Source organism: Salibacterium lacus (assembly GCF_042684865.1).
GTDB classification, from domain to species: Bacteria; Bacillota; Bacilli; order Bacillales; family Marinococcaceae; genus Salibacterium; species Salibacterium lacus.
Map to the genome: position 1 here is coordinate 43211 of NZ_JBHUML010000004.1, position 11580 is coordinate 54790.

An 11580-nucleotide genomic window follows, 5' to 3' on the forward strand; every position below is an offset into this window, starting at 1 on the left:
GAATGTTCCTCTCAGGTCAGACCCTGCTGCCTTTGTATTTATTAATTTACTTCCGATCCGCTCGGCATGTCTTGATTCACTGTGGCAAGGGTAAGCTCATCCCCGCGCGACGCTGCCAGAATCATTCCCTGTGACAGCTCCCCGCGAAGTTTCACCGGTTTTAGATTTGTGACACAGATGACTTTTCTGCCCTCCAGGTCGGCCGGCGCGTAATGTTCTGCAATCCCGGAAACGACCTGACGCTTTTCACCACCGACATCAAGTTGGATTTTGAGAAGTTTATCCGTCTTTTTCACCGGCTCTGCAGCAATAATTTCAGCTACTTTTAACTTCACTTTGGAAAAGTCATCAATCGTGATTTCCTCTTCCACTTCTTCAGCTTGTTCGGCTTCTTCGTCTTCGGTGGTTTTTACCGTTCCGCCCATGTCTTCGATAATACGGGCCACCTCTTCATCGACTTCCAGACGAGGAAAGATCGGTTCTCCCTTTTTCACTACGCGGGTTCCTTCCGGAAGCTGAGCGAATGTCCGCATGGATTCCCACTCGGTACAGGCCGCCGGAATGCCGAGCTGATGCCAGATTTCCGATGGTGTTTTCGTCATAAATGGTTGAATCATGATGGAAATATAACGCAGTGATTCAGCCAGATGGTAGAGCACAGTTCCCAGTTCTTCCTTCTGATCTTCTTCCTTTGCCAGCATCCACGGCTGGGTTTCATCGATATATTTATTCGTACGGCTGATCAATTGCCAAATGGCAGTGAGAGCCACGGAGAATTCCATTTCCTCCATAGAAGATTCCACTTTATGGACCGTCGCATGAACCAGTTCCACCAACGATTCATCATACGGTGTTCCGTCCTGCAGATACGCCGGAAGCTCTCCATCAAAATACTTGTTGATCATGGCAACCGTGCGGTTCAACAGATTACCAAGATCATTGGCGAGATCATAGTTCAACCGTTCAATGAAGCTTTCCGGTGTGAAGACGCCATCCGAACCAAACGGCACCTCCCTGAGCAGGTAATAACGCAGGGCATCCAGTCCGTACCGGTTGATGAGCGGCACCGGATCGACAACGTTGCCTTTGGATTTGGACATTTTGCCGTCTTTCATGAGCAGCCAGCCGTGGCCGAATACTTTTTTTGGAAGCGGCAGATCGAGCGCCATTAACATAATCGGCCAGTAAATGGTATGAAAACGAACAATCTCCTTACCGACCAGATGAACGTCTGCCGGCCAGTATTCCCGGAAATCTTTATCATTTTCTGTGTCATACCCAAGAGCCGTAATATAGTTGGAAAGTGCGTCAATCCAGACATAAACAACATGCTCCGGGTCACTGCTTACTGGTATTCCCCATTCAAACGCGGTTCTCGATACAGCCAGATCTTCAAGGCCCGGTTTGATAAAATTGTTAATCATCTCATTTTTGCGGGATTCCGGCTGAATAAACTCCGGGTTCTCTTCATAAAACTGGAGCAGCCTGTCGGCATACCGGCTCATCCGGAAAAAGTACGACTCTTCCTGGACCCATTCCACAGGATTGCCGCTTTCCGGACTGTATCCGCCGACAATCTTTCCGTTTTCAAAGATTGGATCCTCCAGCTGGCGTTCCGTGAAAAACGATTCATCCGAGACCGAGTACCAGCCTTCGTATTTATCAAGGTAAATATCACCGTTTGCTTTCAATTTCTCAAATATGCGCTGCACCACTTTTTTATGGCGTTCTTCGGTCGTACGGATAAAATCATCATAGGAAATATCGAGTGTATCCCATAAATTTTTAATTCCTGCCACAACCTCATCCACAAAGGCCTGAGGTGTTACTCCTTTATCCTCGGCTTTGCGCTCAATCTTCTGTCCGTGTTCATCGGTTCCAGTCAAATACCGGACGTCAAAACCACGGAGACGTTTGTACCGCGCCATGGCATCGCCGGCTACTGTCGTATAGGCATGACCGATATGAAGCTTGTCACTTGGATAATAAATCGGGGTTGTAATATAAAATGTATTCTTTTCTTCTGCCATTTTCATCCTCCTTCTGCCTGTAGAAATACTCCGTCCCTTCAAATAGCGGGAGTTCGATTAAAAACGCCTGCTGCTGTACACGCACCAAGCGAATCTGCATCCTAAAAAAACTCCCGCCCTTACAAAGGGACGAGAGTATCACTCACGCGGTACCACCCAAATTTCTTCATCTAAAGAAATGAAGCTTTGTGCACTGCCCGGTTTCATGGTTCACCGTAAAACAGCACGCTCTCTATAACGCGAGATCTGCGTTCTTCCCTTACTGGTACAGCTCGGAAAGAAAATCCTCCCGGGACCATGTTCAAGAGTGCTTTCTGTACCGGCTTCCACCATTTCCGGCTCTCTTTGACAGTTTTCCTCCCTACTCATCCCTTCATCGGAATCTTATGGGTTGATATTGTTCGATTCTTCCAACTAAAACTATAACGAAGCTCTCTTTTCCTGTCAAGACAAGCACGAAAGCGTTCTGTTATCCATGCTGAATCTGTATTATCTCTGTTTTATTCGACATATGTCGACATTTTATAAATTCCATGTCGAAATGCGTTTTTTGTATAAGTTTTACATGATACAATAACTTTATATTCTAAAAGTTTCCTCTCTATACCTCTCTAACATGCATGTTTCCCTTGCATGAGGTTATCTCGCTGCTTTTAACAATTTTGAAATTTCTTCAAGGTTTTTCAGTTTTTTTTCTGAAATAATTGACGTGTTTTGGAAAGATTGGTATCCTTAGCACAGGTAGAGAGAGAAATTTGTCGAACGATGACACCTTTCATACTATATTTCGAGGAGGAACCAAAATGAAATCAACTGGAATTGTAAGAAAAGTAGACGAACTCGGCCGGGTCGTAATCCCGATTGAACTTCGCCGTACCCTGGATATCGCGGAAAAGGATGCTCTTGAAATTTATGTCGACCACGATCGTATCGTGCTAAAAAAGTACAAGCCGAACATGACCTGTCAAGTGACCGGTGAAGTTTCCGATGACAACATTTCACTGGCTGACGGTAAAATCATCCTCTCCCCGGAAGGCGCCGAAGAAGTTATCCAAAACCTTCAGACTTACGTAGATCAGCATAAATAAACCAAGAGACTGGGACAAAACGATTCATAGATAACAAAACGCCGAACGATCCTTAAATGGATCGTTCGGCATTTTGTTGTTCATCAACTATCGCTGCGTCAAAATACTTCGCTTTCACTCCAGAGTACAAGGGCGACATCGATTCGCTGGGGCTCATCGTGTCTTCTATGCCGCGGGCACGGCTCGAAAGGAGGAAGATTGGCTAAGATCGGCACCTCCTGGCGGGCGCCGACCTGACCCGCATCCTGCGGGCCCTCGGAAGAAACCCGCTTCCTGCGGGGGCTCGAGACACGTGCTGTTCCCGCAGGAGAAGAAGTATTTTGACTACGCTATATAAACTGCTCTCACCATTTCATCCGAAATGTTCGTGTTTTTCCTATCGTCGATCTCTTTTGTCCCAAACTCTTTATACGGCCGCAATTGTTTTTTACTCTGAAAAGATCTGCTTACTTACAGCTGGTGATAGGCAGCATAAACCTCCTGCTTGGGCACCCCGCGGTCTTTTGCGGCAGCCTTGATGGCATCTTTAACTGACATTCCCTGCTCCTTGTACACTTGGACGTGTGTCCGGGGCTCCAGCGTCTCCCACCAGGCATCTGCCACAGCAGCACTGTCTTCCTCTGCGCCCTCCACAATGACGCAGCACTCTCCCTTGACGGTATGCTGGTGCAGATACCGGGTAAGTTCCGACAGCGATCCGCGCAGAATCTCTTCATACTGCTTGGTTAGTTCTCTTGCCAACACGGCCTGCCGGTCTCCCCAGCTCTCCTCCAGATGAGACACCATCTCTTTCAGCCGGTACGGGGATTCGTACAAAAGAATCGGCACGTCCACACCGGAAAGTTGATCGAGACGAGCCTGTCTGTCTTTTTTCTTTCGCGGGAGAAAGCCGTAAAAATAAAACGGGCCGCCGCCCATACCGGACGCGGTCAATGCCGTGACAGCCGCGTTTGCTCCGGGAAGGGAAATAACGGCGATGTCTTTTTCCACCGCCTGACGGACAAGGTCCCGGCCGGGGTCGGACACAAGCGGCGTTCCTGCATCACTGACGAGTGCAGCCGTGCCGCCTTCCTCGAGAAGCGCGAGGATTTTTTCCTCTTTTCCTTCTGAACTGTGTTCGTGATAGCTGTCCAGCGGTGTTGAAATCTCAAAGTAATGACACAACTTCCGGGTATGGCGGGTATCTTCAGCAAAAATCTTATCTACATCCTGCAGCACCCGCACCGCCCGGTATGTCATATCTTCAAGGTTCCCGATCGGGGTAGGAACGAGATACAGTGCACCTGATGTCTCCTGCCTGAAGCTCTGCTGATGATTCATGACAATCCTCCCTCTTTGTTTGCAAGAAACATGTCCTTCTCTTTCCGTGTCCATTGTTTGATTTCATATTCCATCCGCATGGCGTCGGATTTTTTGTCGAACACTTCGTGATAGACGATTCGAAACGGCCCCCGTCCTCTCGTATATTTTGCTCCTCTGCCTTGTTCATGCATGCGCAACCGCTGCACAAGATTGGTTGTATATCCTGTATAATAAGAACCGTCTTTGCATTCAAGTATGTATACGTGATGTTCAGCAGCCTTCATAGCAGTTTCGAAACTCCTTGGTATAGACTCCCTTTTCATCATAAACCGTTAAAGGGGGAAGACACGTCAGTCCCGTTTTTCCATCTTTCATGCCTTCTACCAGCAGTATATTTGCTTCTTTGCCGTGCTTTGGATAAACCATCTTCATCCGCTTTGGTTCTATCCTGTACTTTCGAAACGTTTCAAACAGTTCCACCATACGTTCCGGGCGAAGAACCATCGAAACTTTTCCCTTTTGCTTCACCATACCAGACGCCGCACAAATGATGTCGTCCAGTGTGCCATGCTGTTCATGGCGGGCACTTGTAAAAAATGGATTCGTGTTTTTTTCGGTATCCTGCGGGGTCGGAAAGTAAGGGGGATTGCAGGTGACCAGATCGGCCTCCCCGATTTTTGTACGAAGCTCCGGCTCGCGGACATCGGCTTCTTTCACCGCAATCTGTTCCTGTTTGTGATTCCAGGCTACGCTTCGCTGAGCCATATCCACCAGACGCGGCTGTATTTCCACGCCGGTTATCGACACCCTGCTGCGTGTTGATAAGACAAGAGGAATGACTCCGTTTCCGCTGCATAAATCGATAATGGATCCCCTTGTTTTCGGTACATATGTAAAACGGGCAAGGAGCACAGCATCAATAGAAAAAGCAAACACAGAAGAACTCTGAATAATGGAAAGCTCCTGTGTAATATAATCAAGCCTTTCCCCTTCGTGTAACGATGATCTCATCTTTTTCACCTGCCTCCATCCTTTATTCTATCACGAAAAAAAGTTCCGGGATAAAAGAGGCTGCCCCTGTCGACAGGAGCAGCTTCTATGAAGTGATTTATTTTTGATTGAGAAAAGAAAGACAAAACAAGCAGTCTCCGTTGGTTCTCAGGCTGCCATAATGCATATTGCAGATATGAAAACCTTCATGGTAAAGGCGGGCTAAATTATCGTGCCCTTCCCCTACACTTTTTGTACCGCCGGAGGAAGTTTGTGCGCTGTTTTCCGGCGCTTCGGCCTCTTTTTCTTCAAGAAGCTTACGTAAATGCTGATTTTCAAGTGCCAGCGAATGATTTTCTTCAATGAGCATCGCCAACTGTTCTTTCAATTCTCCAAGCTCATCATGAAACGTTCCAATCCGCTCTTCCATGTGTATAACCTGCGAGAAAATTTCTTTCTTCTCCACGTTCCTTCCACCTCAATTAATCCCCTTATCTTCAGCTCACAATATGACCTTCCTCCATCAATTCATCGAGACTGTATTCAAGTACATTCTGTTCTTCTCTCAGTTCCACCTGAACCAGACGCTCCAGAATGTTCACACCGACTACTCTGCCTTCTCCCTGCGGTGTGCTGATATGTTCTCCTGTATCCGGGAGTTCCTTTTTCGCAGTCTCGTAATGGTCATTTTCATATTTCAGACAGCACATGAGCCGTCCGCACAACCCGGAAATCTTCGCGGGATTCAGCGAAAGATTCTGGTCTTTAGCCATCTTGATCGACACCGGTTCAAAATCACCAAGAAACGTCGAACAACAAAGTACGCGGCCGCACGGTCCAATACCGCCCAGCAGTTTTGCTTCATCGCGGACACCAATCTGGCGCAGTTCAATCCGTGTGCGGAACACCGAGGCCAGATCTTTGACGAGATTCCGGAAATCAATCCGGCCTTCCGCGGTAAAATAAAAAAGCACCTTATTCCGGTCAAACGTGTATTCAGCATCGACCAGATTCATATCCAGCTGATGTTCTTTAATTTTGGCTTCACATACTTCATATGCCTTGTTCGAAAACCCCTTGTTTTCTTCGATGACGGTTTTATCTTCTTCTGTGGCAAGCCGTACAACTTCTTTCAGCGGCAGTACGACGTCATCTTCGCCCACCTGCTTTTTCCCGAGAACGGCTTTCCCGAATTCCAGCCCCCGGGACGTCTCCACCACAACCCAGTCGTCTTTTTCTATCGTTAAGGAACCGGGAGAAAAATAGTAAATTTTCCCCGCTTTTTTAAACCTGACTCCTATTACATCATGCAACGCTAAGATCCCTCCTGTAAACGGAGCAGTAAATGCTCCATAAGAAGCTGGGCATTTACATTGGCACGAAGTTTCCGCTTCGCATCCAGGATCAGCTGCAATATACGGGCGATTTCTGTTTCCGGCATTTGCAGACCCTGGTTTTCCATTGTTTCCCTTTGATCCGGGTAGGCAAGATCCTGCCCATTATGTTTCACCGTCAACAGATCACGGTACCAGAAAAGCAGCAAATCCAGGCCGATGTCCAGTTCTTCTCTATCCTTGAAATGTGCAAGCCACTTTTCCTGCAGTGTCAAAAGTACCTGATGAGGTCTGGAGTGAACCTCTTCCACTAATTGTATCACTAGTGCTCTGCCCTGTACAATCCAGTCTGTGGCTTCTCCCTGGTAATCGCCGGCAGCTTCATCAGGCAGCCTTGCAAGAAGCGGCGCCGCTGTTTCGGAAGCGCCTTCTTCCCGGTAGAACCGCGCCCGCTTTTCCGGTGCGGGGGGAGCAAAGGAAAGTTTCTGGGCCCGGGAGAGAATGGTATCAAGCATGAAGTGGACATTTTCCGTCAATAAAAGAGCTAAAATAGGACTTTCCGGCTCTTCAAGAAACTTGAGCAGACTGTTGGCAGCCCCTGCTGTCATTCGATCCGCGTCGTTTATAATATATATTTTAAAAGATGTTTCCATTCCTTTATACGTCATTTCCTTCTGCAGTGCTTCCACCTGAGCTTTTTTGATGGAAGCTCCATCCGGTTCGACTACAATAATATCCGGATGGTTGCCGTGTTCAATTCTTCTGCATTCCCTGCATTCTCCGCACGGTGCCGCGTTCTCACGATACGGACAGAACAGGCTCCGGGCAGTGAGCCACGCTGCGTGTTTTTTGCCTGCACCACGCATCCCTTCAAATATATAAGCATGAGCGAGCCTGTCCTTTTCCATGCTTTGTTTCAGCATCGTCATCACGACAGGCTGGTCTTCCATCATCCGGTTCCAGTCCATAATGATCCCTCGTTCTTAAAACTGATTAAACTGTTCGACCTGCATAATAAAGACCGTCGCGCCGCCCACCTGTACTTCGACTGGATATGGAACATAGGAATCGGCATTGCCGCCCATCGGAGAAACCGGGGCTACCAGCTGATCTCTGGCCTGACAGTTGTTTTTAATAATATCAAGCACAGATTGCACCTTCTCATCATCCACCCCGACCAAAAAGGTGGTGCTGCCCGCTCGTAAAAATCCTCCGGTACTGGCTAATTTCGTAGCGCGGAAGTCTTCTTCCACCAGTGCATTGGATAAACGGCTGCTGTCTTTGTCCTGCACGACCGCTACAATTAATTTCATGAGAACACCCTCTTTCTGTGCTTGTAAAATACGTGTTTATTATATATTACTGTACATACTTACAAAAAGAAAACCCTGTTTGTTCCGGTCACGAAGAAAGAACGTTCAAAATCAGATGTACAGCCTGATGCTGAACTTCTTCCATAGGTAACGCGGCATCGACTTTATGTATGCGTTCCGGAAACCGTTCTGCCAGCGTTTCATACGCTTGGTATACATTATGATGAAAATCGAGATGTTCCTGGTCCAGTCTGTTGAATTCCCGTTTTTTATTTTCATGGATACGGCTCAGGCCTTCCTCGGGATCAATATCGAGATAGATGGTCGCATCCGGCATATGGTCCTCCACGGCAAATTCATTGATAGCAAGTACTTCTTCGACTCCGATTCCCCTCGCTGCCCCTTGATAGGCCAGACTGCTGTCAATAAAACGGTCACAAAGAACGATGATCCCCTTCTCCAAAGCCGGAATCACTTTTTCCGTAAGATGCTGGCGCCTGGCTGCAGCATAAAGCAGAGCCTCTGTGCGCCGCTCCATCGCTGTATGCTCTGGATCAAGAATCAACGTCCGGATTTTTTCCGCTATATCAATACCTCCCGGTTCCCGTGTTTTCAGGACGTGGTACCCTTGCTCTTCCAGTTCGTGATGCACCTTGTTTAAAACGGTCGTCTTCCCTGCGCCGTCACAGCCTTCAAATGTGATAAAAAACCCTTTGTTTGTCATCATGTTTCCTTCCTTTTCACTATACTGGTCAACCACTGTCCGTTCTCCCCCCGCCAGACGCCCTGAACATCCCCGCCTTGTTCCAGACGCTCCAGCAGCACATTCAATCGTTTACCGGTTAGTATCTCACCCTTTAGAAAAAGAGGGATTCCAGGCGGGTAGGGAATAATATCAATAGCAGCCTGCTCCTGTTCAACCGCTCTCAGCGCCTTTGTTTGTGTCTCTCCCCTGCCTGCCTGATACCAGTCTGCAGGCATTTGCTGCATACCCATTGGCGGAAAAGACCGTACCCCTGAACCGGAATACAGGGACGGATTTTCCCTGCGCAGACGGGCTGCCCCCCGTTCGATCCGCTGCAATGTGTTGGTGGAAAGGGGCTCGAAGGAAAGAAAAAATACGACATGCTTCTCATCTGCCAATTCCGTAAATACCTGTTCCTCTTCCAGATACCGCTGCAGTGCCCACCCGGTATATCCCTGCGGAGCCCGCGCCACTATTTTCAGTGGATCAGTCCGGATATGCTCAGGAGGTATCCGTTCCTCGAGAGCTCCAGCCTGCAGCACAGCATGCTTTGTCTGCTCCAACTGTTTCTGCAGAACAGCATCTTCTGTGCGCATCAGCTCGTACAGGTATTTTCTCGCCGCGTCTAATGACGCCAGCAGCAGATAGGACGGGCTGCTGGACTCCACCATGGCAGCAGCCTCCTGGACTTGGGCCGGACTGATGGTGCCCGCCCCTCCGACATGAAGAAATCCCGTCATCGTAAGTGCAGGAAGTGTCTTATGGGCGGAATGGACGACAAGATCTGCTCCGAGGGAGAGTGCACTGTCCGGAAACACATCTCCCGCCGGAAAGTGGGCCCCATGCGCTTCATCAGCAAGAACCACCGCACCGTGATGTTTGGCTTCTTCGATAACCGCACGGAGCGGAGACGTCCATCCATAGTAGCCGGGCCGGTTTACAATTAATCCTGCCGCTTTCGGATAAGAGTAAAAAGCCTTTTGTACCTCATGAACGTTTAACCCAAGCGACAGACCCGATGCTGCATCATACTCCGGATCCAAAAACACCGGCTGCGCTTTGACAAGCCGGAGGCCGTTAATGATCGATTTATGGATGTCCCGCTGTACAAGCACCACATCACCTTCCTGCAGGGCAGCAAGAATCATAATGAGATTCCCAGCGGTGGATCCTCCAATCAGAAAGAACGCCGAGCGGCTTCCATAGACTTCAGCTGTCAGCTTCTGGGCCGAGGCGATCACGCCACGTGGGTCATGCAGATCATCCAGACCTGGAAGCTCCGTTTGATCATAACGGGCCGCCGACAGGATATCACGCGCGTAAGCCGGCTGTACGGTACCGTTTTTATGACCCGGCACGTGAAAAGAATCCGGCAAGGATTCTGCATGCTGCTGCAGGGCTTCAATGATAGGGAGTGATGATTGATCCATGTATGGTCCCTCTTCTTTTTTATATGAATATCTGTAACTAAAATTATGACGTAATCCAAGCTTTCCTGCAAATGTTCCATTTACATTAACAGCTTGGAAGCTCTCGACCGGCTTAACGTTTTGACTGCCTGATGATAGGTGGGATCTTCTGCTTCCAGCTGAAGCAGTTCTTTCTCACAGTCCCGGCATAAAAAGATATCCAGGATGTAGATCCCTCTGCTTTCCTCCCGCCGGCATAGAGTACAAGATTTCGTTTCTTTTTCATGACCCATTGCGTCCTGCACCTCCTCTATGAATCTTATTCTGCCCGCTGCTTCTGGTTTTTATTCCCCGCCTGCTTTTTATAGGCTATGCACAACACGCTGAAACGTTAGTATTCTTTATATACTGTGACATTCAGAAAAATCCTGAACCACACAGAGCAGCAGCTTTCCAGATCAAGGTACGGATTCATCATTCTAAAAGCTCAAGAAGCACCGATGCTGGGTTATTCCCCAATATCTGTCCTCCTTTTATATGAAACAACCAAAGGTGAAAGTATTCATTATCAGATTAGTATTGATAATAAATACCCGCTGAATGCAGTCTTATCCATCGACCAATACCGGACTCGAAGCGAGGTCAAAACGGCTCATAAAGACGTGCTGACGACCATTTCCGGAGAGGTACACCGTTCAATTGGCCGGTAGAAACAGTCTAAGAACCATTTCTCCCCCGGCTCCGGTGGAAAATTAGCTCCCGGGACAAGTCTATCGACCAAGTCCATGAATTTTCGAATCCCAATGTATCATCCCCTGCCGTGCCGGAGAGGCATCGACGCTGGACGCAGGTACATTCCTACGGCATCTCCGGACGCAGCGTATTGCTATGCTCCACCAGCAGCCTTTTTTCATACCAACTCTGTGGGGATCGGTCGTTAAACAGCAGCTTACGACCGTGTTCCTCCGGCTCGCGCGGGGAAAACAGCCCTCAGGCCGGATCTACCGGCCACTTCAGATCTTCTTGAAGGTTCTATTGGTCCCGGCAGACGGGGTTCGGGCCCTCCATCTATGGAAGGATAATGGACTTTTCGTGCGGGGAACTGTCCGTAACTTTGATGTTAGGGACATCCTAAGCCGGCGGAAGCGGAAAAATGGCCGGTATCTCAAAATACCAGACACCTTCCGGCCCGCCCCCCGGGAAAGTGTCTCCTAAATCAGGATACCGGACACTTTGGCACGGATGGTGTCCCTAAAAGCTCTCCCAAAACCTGCCATATCCGACTTCTATCTTCTATGCGTTCCTGTGCCTAAAAAAAGACCGCCGGATTCAATATCCGGCGGTCCTGCTGGTTGCCTGGCGGCGTCCT

13 protein-coding genes and 1 other annotated feature are annotated in these 11580 nt (G+C 48.6%); of the genes, 1 reads left to right on the top strand and 12 read right to left on the bottom strand.

Annotated features, from left to right (window positions below; genetic code table 11):
• Positions 1–41 precede the first annotated feature (41 nt).
• Positions 42–2030, bottom strand: coding sequence for a methionine--tRNA ligase (gene metG, locus ACFSUB_RS13025; protein ID WP_380713700.1), 1989 nt, complete (start codon positions 2028–2030; stop codon positions 42–44).
• The gene (locus ACFSUB_RS13030; RefSeq protein ID WP_380713701.1) at positions 1975–2130 is read right to left on the bottom strand and encodes a hypothetical protein; all 156 of its coding nucleotides are present in this window, start codon (positions 2128–2130) and stop codon (positions 1975–1977) included. Before ACFSUB_RS13030 ends, metG begins: the two co-directional genes overlap by 56 nt.
• 22 nt (positions 2131–2152) lie before the next feature.
• Positions 2153–2416 (bottom strand) — a binding site (T-box leader).
• A gap of 417 nt (positions 2417–2833) precedes the next feature.
• Here ACFSUB_RS13030 and ACFSUB_RS13035 point away from each other — a divergent pair.
• Positions 2834–3118, top strand: a complete 285-nt coding sequence (locus ACFSUB_RS13035; RefSeq protein WP_380713702.1) for an AbrB/MazE/SpoVT family DNA-binding domain-containing protein — start codon at positions 2834–2836, stop codon at positions 3116–3118.
• 450 nt (positions 3119–3568) lie between these two features.
• Here the strand turns inward: ACFSUB_RS13035 and rsmI are convergent, their stop codons facing one another.
• From rsmI to ACFSUB_RS13085, 10 genes are all read right to left on the bottom strand, one after another.
• Positions 3569–4438: a 16S rRNA (cytidine(1402)-2'-O)-methyltransferase gene (rsmI, locus tag ACFSUB_RS13040; RefSeq protein ID WP_380713703.1), complete on the bottom strand. Its 870-nt coding sequence runs from the start codon at positions 4436–4438 to the stop codon at positions 3569–3571.
• Positions 4435–4704, bottom strand: a complete 270-nt coding sequence (locus ACFSUB_RS13045; RefSeq protein ID WP_380713705.1) for a GIY-YIG nuclease family protein — start codon at positions 4702–4704, stop codon at positions 4435–4437. The genes rsmI and ACFSUB_RS13045 overlap by 4 nt, the downstream gene beginning before the upstream one ends.
• On the bottom strand, positions 4691–5431 hold the full coding sequence (locus ACFSUB_RS13050) for a tRNA1(Val) (adenine(37)-N6)-methyltransferase (RefSeq protein WP_380713706.1): 741 nt from the start codon (positions 5429–5431) through the stop codon (positions 4691–4693). Before ACFSUB_RS13050 ends, ACFSUB_RS13045 begins: the two co-directional genes overlap by 14 nt.
• Before the next feature lie 97 nt (positions 5432–5528).
• Positions 5529–5876, bottom strand: coding sequence for a DNA replication initiation control protein YabA (gene yabA / locus ACFSUB_RS13055; protein WP_380713707.1), 348 nt, complete (start codon positions 5874–5876; stop codon positions 5529–5531).
• Between the two features lie 31 nt (positions 5877–5907).
• Positions 5908–6723: a PSP1 domain-containing protein gene (locus ACFSUB_RS13060; RefSeq protein ID WP_380713708.1), complete on the bottom strand. Its 816-nt coding sequence runs from the start codon at positions 6721–6723 to the stop codon at positions 5908–5910.
• Between the two features lie 2 nt (positions 6724–6725).
• On the bottom strand, positions 6726–7712 hold the full coding sequence (gene holB, locus ACFSUB_RS13065; RefSeq protein ID WP_380713709.1) for a DNA polymerase III subunit delta': 987 nt from the start codon (positions 7710–7712) through the stop codon (positions 6726–6728).
• A gap of 15 nt (positions 7713–7727) precedes the next feature.
• On the bottom strand, positions 7728–8057 hold the full coding sequence (locus tag ACFSUB_RS13070) for a cyclic-di-AMP receptor (protein ID WP_380713710.1): 330 nt from the start codon (positions 8055–8057) through the stop codon (positions 7728–7730).
• Positions 8058–8145: 88 nt separating this feature from the next.
• The gene (gene tmk, locus ACFSUB_RS13075; RefSeq protein WP_380713717.1) at positions 8146–8781 is read right to left on the bottom strand and encodes a dTMP kinase; all 636 of its coding nucleotides are present in this window, start codon (positions 8779–8781) and stop codon (positions 8146–8148) included.
• A complete protein-coding gene (locus tag ACFSUB_RS13080) occupies positions 8781–10232 on the bottom strand; it encodes an aminotransferase class I/II-fold pyridoxal phosphate-dependent enzyme (RefSeq protein WP_380713711.1) in 1452 nt (483 codons plus the stop codon). Before ACFSUB_RS13080 ends, tmk begins: the two co-directional genes overlap by 1 nt.
• Before the next feature lie 80 nt (positions 10233–10312).
• The gene (locus tag ACFSUB_RS13085) at positions 10313–10504 is read right to left on the bottom strand and encodes a sigma factor G inhibitor Gin (RefSeq protein ID WP_380713712.1); all 192 of its coding nucleotides are present in this window, start codon (positions 10502–10504) and stop codon (positions 10313–10315) included.
• Positions 10505–11580: the final 1076 nt, after the last annotated feature.